Genomic DNA, 17,552 nt, shown 5'->3' with positions numbered 1-17,552 from the left:
AGGAAGAATCCTAGGGAACGATCCGCCGTTCGGAAGCCCCTCAGGGCAGGGCACTTTGAGGTGCCCTAGGCACAAAAAAGTGCGTTCTTACGCGGCGCCGCGCTGTCAGTGAGGATCGATGACGGGGCACAAAGCGTCCCCGAAAGCACAGCCTCGAAAGGAAGCCAATGCCTACCATCCTCCACATCAACGCCTCTCCGCGCTACGCCAACAGCGACTCCCTGCGGTTGGCCCGGCACTTCATCGATTCCGTCCAGACTGCCGGTGCGGAGAGTTTCGAAGTGGAGACGCTGAACCTGTTCGACGACGGCGCGCTGCCCGTTTTCGGTCGGGTTGCCGCCGCTGCGAAGATGGCTGTTTTCACCGGACAGGACCAGACTCCCGATCAGGTTGCTGCGTGGGAATCCGCCCGTGCAGTATTCGACCAGTTCGCTGCCGCCGACGCCTACGTCTTCAACATCCCCATGTGGAACTCGGGCGTTCCGTATGTCCTGAAGCAGTGGATCGACATCATCACCCAGCCCGGCTGGAGCTTTGGTTTCGACCCCGAGCAGGGCTACCGCGGCCTGCTGGAGGGCAAGCAGGCCCTGGCAATCCACACCAGCGGCGTTTACGCACCGGGCGTTCCGGCCGCGTTCGGCTCTGACTTCAGCAGCACTTTCTTTGCCGACTGGCTGAACTTCGTGGGCATCGAGGACGCCACGCACGTCCGCTTCGCCCCCACGGTGCTCAACGGAGACGTGGATGGCACCCGTAAGGTTGCCGAGGCGGACCTCAGTGACGCCGCCATCGAGTTCGCCGGCAAGCTCAGCGCCGCGGGAACCCTCCAGCTCGTCAACGACTAAGGCGGACGCAGTGCGCATCGGCATTTCAGGTACCTACTCCTCGGGCAAGACGTTCACGTCCATGGCCTTGTCCCACTACACGGGGCTGCCCCGGACGCGGGCAAGGACCATGCGTGAAATCCTCCCCGAGGCCGCGCCGGGCAAGACCCTTGAGGAGTGCACGGCCGCGGAGCTTATCCAGATGATCGTGACCCGCCACGTTGAGCGGGCCGTATACGAGGACAAGCTCTCGGCAGGGTTCATTTCCGACGGATCATCCTTGCAGGAATGGATCTATGGGTCCGTGCGGGTTTCGCTTGGCCTGAATCCCAGTGCCTCGGCGCATCTTTCGGCGGGCGAGACCGTGGAGAAGACGCCGGAACTCGCCTTCTTCGAAGAGGTGATGACCAGCCTTGGCAACAGCTTCAAGAGGCACGTGCAGAACTCCTTCGATGTGTTCGTGCACCTGAAGAACGAGCTCCCGCTCTCCGCCGACGGGCACCGCCCGGTCAATGATCAGTTCCGGAACATGTCCGACGCCATCTTGCAGCAAACCATGGACGAGCTGGGGATGCCGTTCCATGTGGTGTCCGGTTCCGTGGAGGAGCGACTTGAGCAGATCGCTTCCCTGTTCAAGCTGGAGCCACGCATGAGCCCGGAGGATGCTGCTCGTTTGGCCTCCGAAGAGTATGCACAGTTGGATGTCCGTTCTGAAAAGGAACGCGTCCTGCAGTAATCCGCCTGACCCAGGATTCCGGATTCGACTCACCCGTTCGTCCGGCCGACTGCCATAAAGCGGTCGGCCGGACGCTCGTCATTAGTGGAGAACCCATGCCCACCCATCCTTCTGCTTCCCACCAAGCGCGGTCCAACCACGCGCGACTAGGCGAGTTCTTCCGCACCCGCCGCGAGCAGACCCGGCCGGAGGACGTCGGGTTACCGGTCAGCCCACGACGCCGGACTCCCGGACTCAGGCGGGAAGAGGTGGCCGTCCTGGCGAACGTTGGGGTCTCCTGGTACACCTGGCTGGAGCAGGGGCGGGCCATCGGTGCCTCCGCAGAAATTTTGGACGCGATAGCCAATGCCCTGCAGCTCAGCCCGGAAGACAGGAACTATGTCCGCAGGCTGGCGTCCGGGCGTCGGCCCAGCCCTGACGCCGGCAACAGACAAGCCGCTCACAGCGGCTTTCAGGGGACCGGGGAGGGTGGACAGCGTTTCGACGTCGACAACACCCAGCTGGCGCTTCTGCAGCAACTGGTGGATGCCATGGCAAATCCCAGCTACATCGCAGACCCGTTCTGGACCGTCGTGGCAATGAACCCGGCCGCGGCTGACACCTTTGATACCCGGGTGGGCGAAAGCTGCCTCCACCGCTTCTTCACGGATCCGGAGCTTGCCCGGCCCCACGTCCACAAAGAGATGATGGCCCGATCCATGGTTGCCCAGTTTCGTGCGCAATCAGCCAAGTTCCCTGACGATCCCCGGTTCGACACCATGGCCCGGAGCCTCTGTGAGGTCTCGAAGGCCTTCAACGAACTGTGGCAGCGCCAGGTGGTGAGCGACTCTTACCATGTGGACGTTGTCTACGACCACCCAACACTCGGCCGGCTCAGCTTCGCCCCCATGGTTCTGGGCGTGCCGCAGTTTCCCGCCCTCCGCCTCTTTACCTACCTGCCCAAAAGCGGGACAGGGACGCAGGCGGCACTGTTGGGGCTTGGCCGGAAGGCTGTTGTCTAGTGCGGGTCAGAGGTTTGTCATCCGTTCGCCGGCCTCGTTGTAGCGCCCACCCTCCACAGTGATTTTCGCTGCGGCGGCTTCGATCTCGTCAAGCTCTGCAGGCGAAAGTTCGACGTCGGCCGCCGCCAGGTTTTCTTCGAGGCGGTGCAGTTTCCGTGTGCCCGGAATAGGCACGATCCACGGCTTCTGCGCCAGCAACCATGCCAAGGCGATCTGGCCCGGCGTCGCGCCTTTTCGTGCTGCGATGCCGGCGAGCAGGTCCACCACAGCCTGGTTATTTTGCATGGCCTCCGGGCTGAACCGGGGGATGGTGCTGCGGATGTCGTTGCCGGATTCGAAGTTGGTGGAAGCGTTGATGGTGCCGGTCAGGAAGCCCTTGCCCAGCGGGCTGAAGGGAACGAAGCCGATGCCAAGTTCTTCGCAAACGTCCAGGACTTCTTCCTCCGGTCGGCGCCACCATAACGAGTACTCGCTCTGGACGGCAGCCACGGGAAGGACTGCATGGGCCCGGCGGATGGTGCCTGCCGCAGCCTCGGACATGCCGAAGTGCTTCACTTTTCCGGCGTCGACGAGTTCCTTGACGGCACCCGCCACGTCCTCGATGGGGACGTCCGGATCAACCCGGTGCTGGTAGTAGAGATCCAGGGCGTCCACTCCCAGCCGCTGCAGTGATCCTTCGACTACCTCTTTGATGACCTCGGGGCGGCTGGTGACCTTGCCGCTGGCTTTCCGCGCGGCGGGGTCAATGTCCCAACCGAATTTGGTGGCGATGACCACCTGGTCCTTGAACGGGGCCAGTGCTTCGCCGACGAGTTCCTCATTAGCGTAGGGTCCGTAGATCTCGGCGGTGTCGAAGAACGTCACGCCGCGCTCCACGCCTGTGCGGATGAGCGAGATCATTTCCTCGCGGTCCGGCCTCTCGCTGTAGCCGCCTGTCATGCTCATGCATCCCATGCCAATGGCGGAAACCTCAAGGCCGCCGGTGCCGAGTGTGCGCTTTTCCATGGTTGGTCTCCTATGGTGTTCGAGCTGATTGCTACCTCGACGGTATGGCCATGCTGAGATGCGAGGGAGTCCCTGGCATTACCCCTCAGTTCCCCTAGTTGCCCACAGCAACCAGACGTAAACTGGCCTTCGGTTCACATCGCCTGGCTCGGAGATTCCATGCTGTGGAAGGTACTTGTTCGCTTCCTGCGGCCGCATCAGCGGCTGCTGATCGCCGTCGTCGTCTTCCAGTTGGCCCAGTCCATCGCATCCCTTTACCTTCCCACCCTGAACGCCGACATCATCGACAACGGGGTGGCCACCGGGGATACCGACTACATCCTGCGCATGGGCGGCCTCATGCTGCTCATTACCTTGCTCCAGATCGCGTGTGCGGTGGTGGCCGTGTACTTCGGCGCGAAAGCAGCCATGGGAATGGGCCGCGACCTGCGGGACGCCGTCTTTGCAAGGGTGGGGGAGTTCTCGGAGCAGGAGGTCACCAGGTTCGGGGCGCCATCCTTGATCACCCGGTCCACCAACGACGTCCAGCAGGTGCAGCAACTGGTCCTCATGTCCTGCACGCTCATGGTCGCCGCTCCCATGCTGAGCATTGGCGGCGTGATCATGGCTGTGCGGCAGGACGCGCAATTATCCTGGCTGATTGCCGTTTGCGTGCCGGTGTTGCTGGTGGCGGTCGGGCTGATCGTGACGCGGATGGTGCCGCTGTTCCGGAAGATGCAGGTCCGGATCGACGCCGTAAACAGGGTCCTCCGCGAGCAGCTGACCGGCATTCGTGTGGTGCGGGCTTTCGTTCGCGAGGACATGGAGACAGCCCGGTTCGGCAAAGCGAACGACGACGTTACTGATGTTGCGCTCCGGGCCGGCCGTTTGATGGCGCTCATGTTCCCTGTGGTCATGCTTGTCATGAACGTTTCCAGCGTGGCGGTCATTTGGTTCGGATCTTTCCGGATTGAGGACGGCTCCATGCAGGTGGGCACCCTGATCGCGTTCCTGAGCTATCTGATGCAGATCCTCATGTCCGTCATGATGGCCACGTTCATGGCCGTGATGATTCCGCGCGCGTCCGTTTCCGCCGACCGCATCGGCGAGGTCCTGGACACCGAGTCAAGCGTCCAGCCGCCGTCGAACCCTGTAACTGGCGGGATACGCCGTGGCGAACTGGAAATGCGCGACGTCGGATTCGCCTACCCGGGTGCCGAGCAGCCGGTGCTGAGCGGGCTTTCGTTGACCGCCCGGGCGGGGGAGACCACCGCCATTATCGGCAGCACCGGCGCTGGCAAGACCACTTTGGTGAACCTCATGCCGCGGTTGTTCGATGCGACCAGCGGATCCGTGCGGATGGATGGCGTGGATGTCCGGGAGCTGCACCCGGACCTCCTGTGGGGGCACATCGGGCTGGTGCCGCAGCGGCCCTACCTGTTCTCCGGCACAGTCCGCAGCAACCTGCAGTATGGCAAGCCCGATGCCACTGAGGACGAGTTGTGGCAGGCGCTCCGGGTGGCCCAGGCTGAGGACTTCGTGCTGGACATGGAGGGCGGCCTGGATGCGGCGATCTCGCAGGGCGGTACCAACGTCTCCGGCGGGCAGAGGCAAAGGCTCGCCATCGCCCGTGCCTTGGTGAAGCAGCCGGAGCTCTACATCTTTGACGACTCCTTCTCCTCCCTGGATACCGCCACCGACGCCAGGCTCCGGCAGGCCCTCAAGCGCCACACCAACGGCGCCACGTTGGTGATCGTTGCGCAGCGCGTCTCCAGCATCGCGGACGCGGACCAGATCCTCGTGCTCGACGACGGCAGGATCGCTGGGCGCGGAACGCACGATGAGCTGTTGGAGACCTCCGAAACCTACAGGGAAATCGTGTCCTCCCAGCTCGCGGCGGAGGAGGCTGCATGAGTGCTGTGCCAGCCGGTCCCCGTGGTCCGCAGCGGCCGGCGATGGGCCCGGGCCGCGGAGGCCCCTTCGCCGGAATGAACATTCCTGCCGAGAAAGCCTCGAATTTTGGTGCCTCGGCACGGCGTTTGCTGGGGACACTGCGGCCTGAACGCTTTTGGTTGATACTGGTGCTGGTCTTCGCGGTGGTCAGCGTTACTTTGTCCGTCATCGGCCCCCGGTTGCTGGGCGAGGGCACCAACCTGATCTTCGCCGGCGTCGTCTCCAAACAGCTGCCCGAAGGCACGTCCAAAGCCGAAGTGATCGCAGGCTTGCGCGCCTCCGGCGAGGACAGCAAAGCCGACATGCTGGGGGCCATGACCCTGACCCCCGGCGTCGGAATCGACTTCACGGCGCTGGCCTCGGTGCTGCTGTGGGCACTGGCGCTATATGTCCTGGCCTCGGCGTTCGGTTGGATTCAAGCGTACGTACTCAACGGCGTCGTGCAGCGGACCGTGTACCGCCTCCGCCAGCGAATTGAAGCGAAAATCCACCGGCTGCCCCTGCGCTATTTCGACTCCATCCAGCGCGGCGAGCTGCTGAGCCGGGTGACCAATGATGTGGACAACATCTCCCAAAGCCTGCAGCAATCCATCAGCCAAGTGGTCTCGTCCCTGCTGACGGTAGTGGGCGTGCTGGTGATGATGTTCCTGCTCTCGCCGCTGCTGGCGCTGATTGCCTTAGTAACTATTCCGTTGACGCTGGGGACCACACTGCTGATCGCCAAGCGCTCGCAGAAACTGTTCGTGGCGCAGTGGAAGAACACCGGCGAACTCAATGGCCAGATCGAGGAAACGTACACCGGGCACGCGCTGGTGAAGGTGTTCGGACGGCAGAACGAAGTCCGGGAGAAGTTCCGCGCGAAGAACGGCGAGCTATATCAGGCGAGCTTCGGGGCGCAGTTCGTGAGCGGTCTGATCATGCCGGCCATGACGTTCATCGGGAACCTGGTCTACGTGGGGATCGCCGTGGTTGGTGGCCTGCAGGTGGCCTCGGGCTCGATGCAGTTGGGCGACGTGCAGGCATTTATCCAGTACTCCCGGCAGTTCACCATGCCGTTGGCTCAGCTCGGATCCATGGCGAATATGCTGCAGTCCGGTGTTGCCTCGGCCGAGCGGGTTTTCGACTTGCTGGATGAGGAGGAAGAGTCGGCCGAACCTGACCCTGTTCCGCCGTCGGGTCCGTCGCGCGGGCGTCTCGTATTCGAGAATGTGTCCTTCCGGTACTCGCCGGACAAGCCACTGATCACGGACCTCAGCCTGGTGGCGGAGCCGGGGCAGAGTATCGCGATAGTTGGGCCGACGGGAGCTGGCAAGACCACCCTGGTGAACCTCATGATGCGCTTCTACGAGCTTGATTCCGGGCGCATAACCCTCGATGGCGTCGACATCACTTCACTGTCGCGGCAGGAACTTCGCTCGTGGATGGGCATGGTCCTCCAGGACACTTGGCTGTTCGGCGGGACGATCCGCGACAACATCGCCTATGGGCGCCCCTCCGCTTCCGAGACCGAGATCATGGAGGCCGCGCAAGCAACGTACGTGGACCGGTTCGTAAAGTCGCTGCCCGAAGGGTACGACACCTTGCTCGACGACGAAGGCGGCAACGTATCGGCAGGTGAGAAACAGCTGCTCACCATTGCCAGGGCCTTCCTGTCCCGCCCATCGGTGCTGATCCTTGATGAGGCCACCAGCTCCGTGGATACCCGCACAGAGGTATTGGTGCAGAAGGCCATGAATGCCCTGCGCTCGGACCGGACCAGCTTCGTCATCGCCCACCGGCTCTCCACCATCCGGGACGCCGATCTCATTCTGGTGATGGAAGCCGGGCAGATCGTGGAGCAGGGCACACACTCGGAGCTGCTTGCCTCGGGTGGGGCGTACTCGCGGCTGTACGAGGCCCAGTTCGCGGCACCTGCTGCGCTTGAGCCCTAGATTTATTGGGCCTATGGCTTCTGGCCCAACTTTCGACGCCGGTGGTCCAGTTTGCAACCTTTACGGGCTGATAATGGGGTGCCGTGGACTCAAAGAAGGGCCGGAAGCGACGCTCCTACCCGCGTCGGCGGGCCAAAGCGTAGGAAGGTTCACGGAGTCGCCTCGTCCAGCCGTACGTTCCTGCTGTTGGAAGCGGATTGAGGACCGGATCATATCGCTCAGCGGTATCTTGGCCCGCGGAGTCGGCGAGGCTGAGGGTCAACGTTCCGAACCTGGTCCACGGACCCAGCGGACTGGCGTGATGGAGTTCAAGGATCCACGAACCGCTGCCAAGGAGTGAGCGGAAAGCGCTCGGTTCGACGGGCAACCTGTTCGGGCTCCTGATGGTCCTTGCTGCTATCAAAACGGGGCCGTCATCAGACTTGTAGGGCATCATGCTGGAGAAAACCGCCGCCGCGGCATCCCGACGGAGCCGGAGGATGAAACGCCCAAGTCCTGTCGGTCCGGTGGTAGCAAGAAGCATGTCCGAGAGTTTGTCCTGCTCTGTGAAGCGCACGGCCAGTCCGATGATGTCCGGGAAGGCGTCAGGCAGCCCGATCGAGCGGGAAAGCCTGGCATCCACCACGTTGCTCCCGGCGGTGTCCACCCAAGGGATGCCCGAGGGCGTGCGCACACTGGAGTCCCTTTCCAGAGTTCCGACCAGCCGGATGCCCTTTGGGTGGATCGGCCTCTGCGGACGCACAACCTTGATGGCCCGGAAGACCGCGGCAAACGCGGATCCGGCGACGGCTTGCACTTTGCTGCTCACGGTATCCACCTGACCACCCTATGCGGCGAAACGCTTGTTTGACAGGCTCCTGACTTTCGCGGGTGCATCTTGTGCAGGCGCAGGGTGGAGATGCTTAGGGCAACCGCGTTGGCCGCAGCACGTTGGCGTCCCCGGCCTTCCTTGGGTCGAGCGGCACAGGACTACTCAGCACGGCGGGACCCCGATGCAACACCCCTCCGGCGATCACCTGGCATCGGACGCCGCCGCGCCCCCGCATCGCCTTATGGGCGCCCGGGGCAAGCATTTCATCCATCCACGCGCAAGGATGGGCCGGTCGCCCGGCTTTGAGCCGCACAGTGTCCTCACCGGACTCAAGCGTGAACTCATGGCCAAGCAAAGGCGCCAACTCCACTCCCCGCAGGACAACGTTCCGCCGGGTCAACAGGGGATCCAAGGGACCGGCCTCGAGTTCCGACGCGATGGCTTCCAGGGCCTCCACCGCGAACAACGTCACGGCGGCGTCCATGTGTGCGGCCTTGCCGAAGAACCTGTCGCCAACAATGCCTTTGTCCGCCACCAACTCGGCCTGCCCGGCATCGGTAGTGGGGACGTCTGCGGCCCCTTCGCGGGCACGGCCAAAGTAGGCGTGGGCCGGCGACACCAAAAGGTGCAGCACATCGACGTCGTACCTGTACTCAGCGGTCATCCCTCAACGCTAGACCCAGCTTGGACAGTACGCATTAGCTATTGCCCGGAAATGTAAAGGATGCTTTACTTTTCCCATGAGTAAAGCTTCCTTTACATCGAGGCGGGCGCCGGCCCACCACTACGTCTTGGCGATCATCCTCGGCGTCATCCTGACGGTGGTGGTTTCCGTCGTGGTGGGAGCATCGAACCCGGATGACTTCTGGCTCGCTGCAGCGATTGGCGCCCTTTGCGCCGCCTACCCGGCGATGTCCCTGGGCGGCAAGGTGTTCGTATCCAATCACACGATCACCCGCGATCCGCACGGCGAGCAGAGCGTGGAATTGCAGTGGATGCGGCAAGCGGGAGCGGGGGCTTTCCTGGATGTCCTGGTCGCTATCGTGGTCGCTTCACTGGTGCTGGCCATCGGCCGTTTCGCCGTGGACGCACTTCCGGTCCTTTTTGGCCTGATTGCCCTGAGCGCGGTTGACGCCGGGCTGCGATACGTGGCCATTCGCCACCGCGCGCTCAAGTGAAGAACAACCTCGCGGAGCGGCGCACCGAACGGCGCTGGACACAGGCGGACCTGGCGGCGGCACTTGGAGTTTCCCGGCAGACCGTCATCTCCATCGAGCGGGAGAAGTTTGATCCCTCGCTTCCGTTGGCCTTCCTCATTGCGCGGACGTTTGACTGTGCCATTGAGGACATTTTCACCGCGGACTAGCGTGCTTGTGTCCCACGCCGCAGCGCTTTGAGCCCCTCCCGGATACTGTGGCACGGTGAACTTTGCTGAGGCCGCCGACGGCGCTGAAATCGCCTGGACATCGGAAGGCGAAGGTGAGCCGATGCTGCTCATCGCCGGCCAGGCGACAGCCATGGATGGTTGGGGTCCGACGGCGGAGCTTCTGTCGCGCTATTACCGCGTCATCCGTTTTGATCACCGGGGGATAGGTCGGAGTGGGAAGGGCGAAGCCGAGCGCTACACTACGCGGCTCCTCGCGGAGGATGCAGCAGCTGTCCTTGACGCTGCAGGGGTGGATTTAGCACACGTGTACGGTCATTCCATGGGTGGTCGAGTTGGGCAGTGGCTGGCTATCGACTACCCGCAGAAAGTCCGCACTCTGATCCTCGCCGCAACGAGCGGTGGAAGATCGCCGGACGCCGGAATGCAGCCGGACAGGGCGGCCTTGGATGCGCTGGTTAGTGGTGACATGTCCCGGCTTGAACCGCTCTTCTTCGACGCGGATTGGGTCCGGAGCAATCCCGCGGCGACGCACACGTTCTTCAACTCCCACGCGTCAGCATGGGCCAAAGTGCGCCACTTCAAGGCCAGCCGCGAGCACGATGCCTGGCGTGATCTCAGCTCCATCCAGTCGCCGACTCTGATCCTTCACGGCATCGAGGACGCGTTGACGCCCTTGCCCAACGCGCTGCTCCTCCGCGAGCACATTCCCCGCTCGGTGCTGGTGAGGGTTCCTGGTGCTGGTCATGGCTTGCACCTGGACCATCCCGAAACGGTTGAGTGGATCCGGCAATTCATCGCCGGAAAGAGCCGTTCGTCAGGATGATTGGCAGGCCTGCTTGGGTGGTCGGCCCTAGAGGGAATGCCCACCAAGGTGCCGGACCAAGGCATCGACGATAGGGAGTTGCCCCTTGACGAGCTTTGTCCGGGCTACGGGTTCCTCAAACCATCGGGCGTCATCGATCTCCGGGAATTCCTGGATGGCACCCGAGCCCTTGGGCCATTCCATGGGAAAGGTGTTGCTGACAATCTGCTGAGGTTGAAAGTCGCGGGCTTCGGCAGTGAACGCGGTGATGAGTTTGCCGGAGGGCTGCCGAAAAACGCCCAGGAGGTGGTAGTGGGCCGCTGGCGGTGGTGTGCCAATTTCTTCGGTGAATTCCCGTTGGGCGGCAACCAAAGGGTCTTCGTCCTCGGGGAATTCTCCCTTGGGAATTGACCAGGCGTGTTCATCTTTGCGGGCCCAAAAGGGCCCACCCATGTGGGCTATCCACAGTTCCAATCGCCCGGCGGTGTTTCGTCGGTGAAGGAGGATGCCTGCGCTGCGAATTGTGATGTGCCCTCCCGGGGTCAGACCATGCGCGAAAATTCTGGGATACGTCAAGGCTACTCGTGGAGTTGGCGCCGTTATCCGATTGATGTTGTGTGGACGAATTTGCTTGTTCATTTCGCTTCCGGCAGGACCCTGGCTACTCGATAATCGAGGACAGGCGTTTGTCGGGGGGTGGAACGTCGCTGCGGTCAGCGGCATCAGCCGTTGACGGTTCTGGGCGCATCAGCAGGAGGAAACAGCTATGGCATTGTCAGTGAGGCTCCTTCCACGTGGGGGAAGAAAAGCAATGGGGTTGGCCGTCGTCGTTGCGGTTGGCTTATCGATGTTCACAGGAATAGGCCCCTCACATGCAGCGGACACCACGCCCATGGCTGAGGATCCTGGCCCGGTGGGCAGCTTTGCGTGGAAAGGGTTCAACTGGCAGAAGCGCTTTTGGGGCGGGGCGCCCATGTATAACGCGAGTTGGGATGCCAATAACGTGAGCAACCCGGACGCGAACGGGTACGTCAAGTTGTCCATCAGCAACCCCACGGGATCGGCTCCGAAGGGAGCGGAATTTCAATCCACGCGTGAAGGCTTCGGCTATGGAACGTACAGCACCACGGTGGAAAAGGATGTCAGCGCCCTCCAGAAGGAAGTGGTGTGGGGATGCCTGTTCACCTACGACCCCAATGCGGTGCCTGGCTATACGGAGATTGACCTTTGTGAAGCCTCGGCCTGGGGTGGGGGCGCCGCCTATGGTGAAAACTGGCCCGTGACCCAAGGGCATGGATATTGGTTTGACGCCAGCTTGCCCCCGGGGCAGGGAAACAACACCGTCACTTTTGATGTCACCAATGCCCCGATCCTCACCCACAGGATGGTCTGGGAACCGGGCAAGCTGACCTACGAGACATTTGCTGGGGAAGGCTACGACGGCACGTTGCTCAAGAGGACCGTTTTGGAGGGATCCACGGTCCCGCTCCCGGCCAAGGAACAGATTCACTTCAACCTCTGGGTAACAGGCGGTGGAGGCGGAGATGCAGCACACGTGGTGCCCGAAACAGTCACCATCCGGGACTTCTCCTTCGTTCCCTCGAACCAAGGTCAGCTCCTTGCGACAACACCCACCATCACAGGCGCGGCAGCCGTAGGCTCAACATTGACCGCAGTTCCGGGAACCTGGACCACCGGGACCGCCCTGAGCTATCAGTGGTTCCGGAACGGCACGGCTATTGCCGGCGCAACCAACGCCACCAGGGTCCTCGCCGCCGCGGATCAGGGCACCAGCCTGACGGTCCGCGTCACGGGAACCAAGGCCGGCTACGCAACTGCCGTCAGGGAGTCTGCTCCCACGGCGATAGTTGTAGCCGGGACTTTGGTAGCGCCTACCCCGATTGTCACGGGAACGCTGACAGTGGGTTCAACGCTTATTGCCAATCCTGGTACGTGGACGTCCGGGACCACCTTGACGTATCAGTGGTATCGCTCGGGTGTGGCAATCCCCGGGGCAACGGCCCGTTCCTACAAGCTGGTGAGTGCTGACCAGGCTGACGCGATGAGCGTGCGGGTTACCGGCACTAAAGCCGGCTACACCACGGTGGTCAAGTACTCAGCCAGCACGCCCCCGGTGCAGTAGGCCAATAAGGCTGTAGGCCAGTACGGCGAATACAACAAACCCGCCGTTGTGTCGCGCTGGAGGTAGCGACACAACTGCGGGTTCGTTGCTTGATGTGGTTCTTTTAGCCTACTTTTGTGCCCGGACTGGAACGATCCTCTTAACGGCGAGTCCGAGAGCCAGCATGGCAAAGGCTGCCAGTGCGAGCCAGAAGAGGTCTCCGGCTCCGGTCAATGCGAGCGTGCCTGAGCCCATTCCGGCTGCTACTGCCCCTGTCACTGGGGTTACTGCGTTGTTGTACATGAGTCGATTTACCAAACTTTCTTTCTGTTGAGTGCTGCATCCAGGTACGCCTTGGCGTGGACAGCCTGGAGGAAGATATCGATGACGGTTTCGTACATGGTTGCGGCCAGGAGCATGTACCTCCAGCCCCGGTAACGCACAGTGACTATGCGTTCCAGGATGAAAATGCCGGTGACGGTAATCCAGAAGGGCTGAAGGTTCAGGCCCATGCCGGAAATCAACGCGAACAGGAGGGAGCCGAAGTAGGCCAGCGTCACTAAGACGCCGATCATGGAAAGAAACTGGCGTCCCCAGTATGGCCTGGTTACTTTGGTCCATCCGTATTGCACGCAGTTCTCCACCGCGCCGCGCTTCCATCGCAGTCGCTGTGACCACAGTTCACGCCACGTGGGCATGACCTCGGTGACCAACGTGCAGTTGGATGGAGATGCGATGCGGTAGCCCAGGGTCAACAGGGCAAAGGAGAGTTCGTTGTCCTCGGTCAGCACCGAGGTGTCATAGACGCCGCCGTTGCCGTTGCCGGGAGGGAGCATGCCCTTCAATCGGGCGGCCACGACGTCCCGCAGTGTCTTGACGCGGAAAAGCGCCGCTGTGCCGGTGACTACCAGGCACTTGCCGTGAAGTCGCTTCACGTCGCGCGCGTAACGGGCGTATTCGTTGCGCTGCAGATGGCCAACAAAGCCGCCGCCAGGACCGCCGCTGAACACTCCGCCCACAGCGCCTAGCAGTTCGTCCGCGAGCAGGTTCCTGGTGGCGTTCTCGATGAAGTCGAGGGCCAGCTGCGAGTCGGCATCCTGGACCAGGAACAGGTCCTCCGGGTCAGCATCCGGAAGGAGCTCGCTGAGGGCGAAGTTCAGGGCACCGGCCTTCTTGTCTTTGTTGCCCACGGTGCGCATGACTTCGGCGCCCTGAGCGAGGGCAAGCTCTTCGGTGTCATCGGTGCAGTTGTCTGCCACCACGATCACGCGGTCCGGGCGCTGAGTCTGGTTATTCAAGGAGAGCAGCGTCTCGGTGATGCCGGCAGACTCGTTGTGTGCCGGAACCAGGACGGTGACCACCCCGCCTGGCGCCCGGTGGGATCGTCGCGGCCTGACAGCCGTCTCCGGCGCGTTAGCCGGGGCCGGTGCAGCTGCGTTGGCCGTGGTTTCCGTGAGCATTGTGATCCCTCCGTTCAGGCGTTGAAGCGTTGACTCACTTAGACTTCCAACGCGAACGCAAGATCAGGGGAGGGAAACCATCAAGGAAGTCTCAAGGTTCCATCAGGACTTTCTGTATGGCGTCACGAACAGGGGGTAAGGACCACTGGTGCCAACTTCCCGGTGGAACCCGGACTTGTTCGCGTCACGAGCCGTACAACGCCGGGGGAGGCGTACAACTGCGGGAGGCGCTTAAACGCAAGAGGACGACGTCGGGAGGTCCCGGCGTCGTCCTCTTGCGTAGTTCTTGAGCTGCTTAGCGGTTCAGGCTGACCGTGAAGGTCTTAGGGCCGCTCAGGGTAACTGCGATTCCGCAATTTTCGGCGGCAGCGCGGTGTGAGAGGGATTCAATGGCGGCATCGATGGTGTGGTCGATTGCCGACTTGTCCCAGATTTTCAGCGTGATGGAGTCAGTATGTGTCGTCATTGTCAGTACTTTCACTCAGGCCGTTAACAGCCCCAAGCTTCTTCGCAGGGGCCGCATCCTCGTCGGTGAGGATTGCTGATTCAGCTTGTATGGGAACGAATTCCCTCATTCATGGTTCATGCTGCCCACCACGGTTGACAAGTAAATCCGGCTAAGTGTGACCGATTACACGTTCCTCATGACTCCGTTTAACCGTGCAGGTTAACCGTGGGGACTGCCTCCTGCCGCGGGCGGCACGTCCAGCGTGTAAACCACCAGCTGCACCTTCGGAGCTGGCCGTTCCTTCTCCCGCTCAGGACGGCGGACGTAGCCCAGGCGGCGGTAAAGGCGCTGGGAAGGTTCGTTGTCGACGGCGGTGTCCAGCACCACGCGCTCTGCGCCCCTGTCGGCCGCAATGCGGGCTGATTCGTTCAGGAGCCTCCGGCCAAGTCCGCTCCGGCGGGCTTCGGGCAACACCGCGAGGAGCCTGAGTTCAACTTCGCCTTCCTCAGCCTGGCGGCTCAACCGGGAGCCGTAGGGGAGGAGGCTTGCCGTGCCCACCAAGCGTCCGGATTCCTCGTCCTCGGCCACCAGCAGCACACCTTCCCGTGCCCGGGCGGCGGCATTCAGCAGGAGACCAAGGCGCTCATCGTCCGGCTGGTGCGCGCCCGGAAGATGGTGACCAAAGCCCTCGTACGTCAGCCGCCCCACGGCGTCGTACTCTTCCTGGCGAGCCTCCCGGATCACGTACGTGCCGGTGACGACGTTTGCTGTGGTGGTCATGGTTGTCCTTTCGGCTGCGGATCGAGTCCGAGGTGGGATTTGAGCGTTGTGCCCGAGTACTCGCGGCGGGCGAGGCCGCGCTCTTGGAGCAGGGGAATGACCCCGGAGGTGAAGCGCTCCAGGTCCTGGGGCAGCAGGGAGAACATGAGGTTGAAGCCGTCGGCGGCGCCCTCTGCATGCCAGCGTGCCAAAGAACCGGCAACGTGCTGTGGGGTCCCGATGAAGTCATGATTGCGTTTGTCGCCCGTGAGGATCGAGTAGAGATCCTTCAGCGTTACCTCCTCTTCGCGTCCTTGGATCTGCTCTCCGGCAGAGCGAAAATCGGCCCTGGGCTGCGCGATGGTGGGAATGCCCGATTGGGCCACGGTGGCGTCCGCTCCGAGCCCGGTGAAATCGACTGTGCCTTCGCGGGTAGGGCCGGTGAAGTACTCCTGGAGAAAGTCCAGGACCTGCTGATCAGTAATGAGGTCGTCCAGCTCCCGGATGCGTTCCAGGGCTTCCTCGCGGGTGTCCGCCACAACGGGTGAAATGGCTTGGTAGACGTAGATTTCGTCGGGATTTCGGCCGAACGTTACGGCTTGGGCCCGGACTGAATCCCTGTACTTACGTGCTTGCGGGATGTCCGGATGGCTTGCGAACAGGGCATTGGCGAACTTCGCGCCCAGTTTTCGGCCCGGGACGGAAGTTCCCGCCTGGGCCAGCAACGGGGAGTGCTGAGGGGAAGGGCCGATGTTGAGTGGACCGGCAACCTTGAAGAACTCACCCTCATAGTCCAGACGGCTGAGTTTTTGGCGGTCAAAGAACCGCCCGGCTTCCTTGTTGTAGAGGAAGGCGTCCGGGCCCCAGGAATTCCACAGGCCTTGGGTAACCTCGACGAACTCTTCAGCGCGGCGGTACCGGAGGCTGTGGTCGGGATGCTCATCGGCGCTGAAGTTGCCGGCCGTGCTATTGGTGAGGTCGCGGGTGGTGACGATGTTCCAGCCGACGCGTCCACCGCTGATGTGGTCCGCCGTAAGGGCCGCACGGGCGAAATTGAACGGCTCATCGTAAGAGGTGGACGATGTTGCGATGAGGCCGATGTTGCTGGTGACGGCGCCGAGGGCTGTGACCAGGCCGATGGGATCGAACCGGTTGAGGATGCCGGGGTTGGACGTCTCGTCGATCGCGAGGGAGTCGCCCAGGAAGATGGCATCAAACTTGGCCTTTTCGGCGATTCCGGCCAGCGCCACCTGGTGCCTGAAATCGATGCTGGCCTGGGGGAAGGCCGTTTCGTGGCGCCATGAAGCCAGATGGATGCCCGTGCCCACGAGGTAGGCGAAGAAATGGATCTGCTGGCGTTCGCTGATGAGAGTCTGGTTCATGGGCCTGTTCCTGAATATTCGAAGGGTGCCCGCAACAAGGCGGGCACCCTGCAAACAGCTACTTGGTCTTCTTGATGGCTTCTTCTTCGGCGGTGAGGACTTCCTGCAGTTTGGCCGCAGTCCAATCAGCCTTGAACTGAAGGTTGCCGTCATTGAGCTTGGTCACCGAGGCTTCCACCTCGGGGGAGTGGTAGGCATCCACGATCTTCTTCCACGTGGGATCGTCCTTGCGGTCAGCCTTCACCACGAAGCCGTTGATGTAGGGAGCCAGGGATTCCGAATTCAGGTCTTCCTTGAAGATGATCTTCTCGTCCCCCAAGCCGCCCTTCTGGGCCTGCGTGTTATTGACGACGGCGGCATCCGTGGTTCCCTTCAGCGCGTTTACCGTCTGGTTGCTGTCCACCGGGACAACCTTGATCTTGCTCGAGGTGATCTCAGCCGGAGTAGACAGGGAGTTACCGCCGTCCTTGAGCTGCAGCAACCCTGCGGTCTGCAGATTCAGCAGGGCGCGGGCCTGGTTGGTGGGGTTGTTGGGAATGGCAACCTCGGCATCGGCCGGGAGCTCCTCAACAGACTTGAACTTCTCCGAGTAGAGCGCCAGCGGGTACACCGCAGTAGCTCCAACCGGAGCCAGCGTGCCGTTGCTGTTGACGTTGAACTGGGACAAGTACTTCAAGTGCTGGAACAGGTTGATGTCCACCTGGCCCTGCTGTGTTGCGGTGTTGATCTGCGCACCGTCAGTGAAGTTCTTGACCTCGAGATCGATGCCCTGGTCCTTCAGCTTGTTCTTCAGGAGAGTCCAGTGTTCCTCGGCGCCGTCGTCCACACCGATAACCACCTTGGTGTTCGCAGCGGTTGACGAACCACTTGAGGCACCCCCGCAAGCCGAGAGCGATAGGGCGGCAATCAGGCCGACGGCGGCAACTAACAGGCGGTTCTTCATGATGCTTCT

General features: G+C 62.2%; 19 protein-coding genes. 9 read left to right on the top strand and 10 right to left on the bottom strand.

The window, feature by feature from the left end:
- The first annotated feature begins 167 nt into the window (after positions 1-167).
- The 3 genes from ACZ881_RS15005 to ACZ881_RS14995 all read left to right on the top strand — a co-directional run bounded on the left by ACZ881_RS15005 (position 168) and on the right by ACZ881_RS14995 (position 2,561).
- A complete protein-coding gene (locus tag ACZ881_RS15005; protein ID WP_017200677.1) occupies positions 168-845 on the top strand; it encodes an FMN-dependent NADH-azoreductase in 678 nt (225 codons plus the stop codon).
- Between the two features lie 10 nt (positions 846-855).
- Positions 856-1,560 carry an AAA family ATPase gene (locus tag ACZ881_RS15000; RefSeq protein ID WP_091470258.1) on the top strand — a complete coding sequence of 235 codons (705 nt, stop codon included), beginning with the start codon at positions 856-858 and terminating at the stop codon, positions 1,558-1,560.
- Between the two features lie 95 nt (positions 1,561-1,655).
- Positions 1,656-2,561, top strand: coding sequence for a helix-turn-helix transcriptional regulator (locus ACZ881_RS14995; protein WP_091470260.1), 906 nt, complete (start codon positions 1,656-1,658; stop codon positions 2,559-2,561).
- Between the two features lie 6 nt (positions 2,562-2,567).
- On the opposite strand, the gene ACZ881_RS14990 is transcribed toward ACZ881_RS14995, so the two are convergent.
- On the bottom strand, positions 2,568-3,566 hold the full coding sequence (locus ACZ881_RS14990) for an aldo/keto reductase (RefSeq protein ID WP_476116603.1): 999 nt from the start codon (positions 3,564-3,566) through the stop codon (positions 2,568-2,570).
- A 159-nt stretch (positions 3,567-3,725) separates the two neighbouring features.
- On the opposite strand from ACZ881_RS14990, the gene ACZ881_RS14985 reads away from it, so the two are divergent.
- On the top strand, positions 3,726-5,459 hold the full coding sequence (locus tag ACZ881_RS14985; protein WP_476116601.1) for an ABC transporter ATP-binding protein: 1,734 nt from the start codon (positions 3,726-3,728) through the stop codon (positions 5,457-5,459).
- Positions 5,456-7,429 (top strand): ABC transporter ATP-binding protein, encoded by a 1,974-nt coding sequence (locus ACZ881_RS14980; protein WP_476116599.1) that lies wholly within the window; start codon positions 5,456-5,458, stop codon positions 7,427-7,429. Before ACZ881_RS14985 ends, ACZ881_RS14980 begins: the two co-directional genes overlap by 4 nt.
- Before the next feature lie 115 nt (positions 7,430-7,544).
- On the opposite strand, the gene ACZ881_RS14975 is transcribed toward ACZ881_RS14980, so the two are convergent.
- Both ACZ881_RS14975 and ACZ881_RS14970 read right to left on the bottom strand, forming a co-directional pair.
- Positions 7,545-8,237: a hypothetical protein gene (locus ACZ881_RS14975; RefSeq protein ID WP_476116597.1), complete on the bottom strand. Its 693-nt coding sequence runs from the start codon at positions 8,235-8,237 to the stop codon at positions 7,545-7,547.
- 94 nt (positions 8,238-8,331) lie between these two features.
- Entirely contained in the window at positions 8,332-8,904 is a 573-nt protein-coding gene (locus tag ACZ881_RS14970; protein WP_476116595.1) for an MOSC domain-containing protein, read from the bottom strand.
- A 76-nt stretch (positions 8,905-8,980) separates the two neighbouring features.
- On the opposite strand from ACZ881_RS14970, the gene ACZ881_RS14965 reads away from it, so the two are divergent.
- From ACZ881_RS14965 to ACZ881_RS14955, 3 genes are read left to right on the top strand one after another with little or no spacing between them, the layout of a single operon-like run.
- Positions 8,981-9,418, top strand: a complete 438-nt coding sequence (locus ACZ881_RS14965) for a hypothetical protein (RefSeq protein ID WP_091470293.1) — start codon at positions 8,981-8,983, stop codon at positions 9,416-9,418.
- Positions 9,415-9,606 carry a helix-turn-helix transcriptional regulator gene (locus ACZ881_RS14960; RefSeq protein ID WP_054808874.1) on the top strand — a complete coding sequence of 64 codons (192 nt, stop codon included), beginning with the start codon at positions 9,415-9,417 and terminating at the stop codon, positions 9,604-9,606. Before ACZ881_RS14965 ends, ACZ881_RS14960 begins: the two co-directional genes overlap by 4 nt.
- 55 nt (positions 9,607-9,661) lie before the next feature.
- Positions 9,662-10,450, top strand: coding sequence for an alpha/beta fold hydrolase (locus ACZ881_RS14955; RefSeq protein WP_476116592.1), 789 nt, complete (start codon positions 9,662-9,664; stop codon positions 10,448-10,450).
- A 27-nt stretch (positions 10,451-10,477) separates the two neighbouring features.
- Here the strand turns inward: ACZ881_RS14955 and ACZ881_RS14950 are convergent, their stop codons facing one another.
- A complete protein-coding gene (locus ACZ881_RS14950; RefSeq protein ID WP_476117027.1) occupies positions 10,478-10,957 on the bottom strand; it encodes an NUDIX hydrolase in 480 nt (159 codons plus the stop codon).
- 364 nt (positions 10,958-11,321) lie between these two features.
- Between ACZ881_RS14950 and ACZ881_RS14945 the strand changes: the two genes are divergently transcribed.
- The gene (locus tag ACZ881_RS14945; RefSeq protein WP_476116590.1) at positions 11,322-12,572 is read left to right on the top strand and encodes a hypothetical protein; all 1,251 of its coding nucleotides are present in this window, start codon (positions 11,322-11,324) and stop codon (positions 12,570-12,572) included.
- A gap of 108 nt (positions 12,573-12,680) precedes the next feature.
- On the opposite strand, the gene ACZ881_RS14940 is transcribed toward ACZ881_RS14945, so the two are convergent.
- From ACZ881_RS14940 to ACZ881_RS14915, 6 genes are all read right to left on the bottom strand, one after another.
- Positions 12,681-12,854: a hypothetical protein gene (locus ACZ881_RS14940; RefSeq protein ID WP_476116588.1), complete on the bottom strand. Its 174-nt coding sequence runs from the start codon at positions 12,852-12,854 to the stop codon at positions 12,681-12,683.
- A gap of 8 nt (positions 12,855-12,862) precedes the next feature.
- Complete coding sequence (locus ACZ881_RS14935; protein ID WP_476116586.1) at positions 12,863-14,011, bottom strand: glycosyltransferase family 2 protein; 1,149 nt, start codon at positions 14,009-14,011, stop codon at positions 12,863-12,865.
- A 295-nt stretch (positions 14,012-14,306) separates the two neighbouring features.
- Positions 14,307-14,477 carry a hypothetical protein gene (locus ACZ881_RS14930; protein WP_178994140.1) on the bottom strand — a complete coding sequence of 57 codons (171 nt, stop codon included), beginning with the start codon at positions 14,475-14,477 and terminating at the stop codon, positions 14,307-14,309.
- A 201-nt stretch (positions 14,478-14,678) separates the two neighbouring features.
- The gene (locus ACZ881_RS14925) at positions 14,679-15,239 is read right to left on the bottom strand and encodes a GNAT family N-acetyltransferase (RefSeq protein ID WP_476116584.1); all 561 of its coding nucleotides are present in this window, start codon (positions 15,237-15,239) and stop codon (positions 14,679-14,681) included.
- Positions 15,236-16,600: an LLM class flavin-dependent oxidoreductase gene (locus ACZ881_RS14920; RefSeq protein ID WP_476116582.1), complete on the bottom strand. Its 1,365-nt coding sequence runs from the start codon at positions 16,598-16,600 to the stop codon at positions 15,236-15,238. The genes ACZ881_RS14925 and ACZ881_RS14920 overlap by 4 nt, the downstream gene beginning before the upstream one ends.
- Positions 16,601-16,658: 58 nt before the next feature.
- The gene (locus tag ACZ881_RS14915; RefSeq protein ID WP_476116580.1) at positions 16,659-17,543 is read right to left on the bottom strand and encodes a MetQ/NlpA family ABC transporter substrate-binding protein; all 885 of its coding nucleotides are present in this window, start codon (positions 17,541-17,543) and stop codon (positions 16,659-16,661) included.
- Positions 17,544-17,552 lie beyond the last annotated feature (9 nt).

This window comes from Paenarthrobacter sp. TE3676, assembly GCF_056279165.1.
Note: the sequence above shows the minus strand (reverse complement) of the source record. Positions and strands in the feature narration are given on the sequence as shown.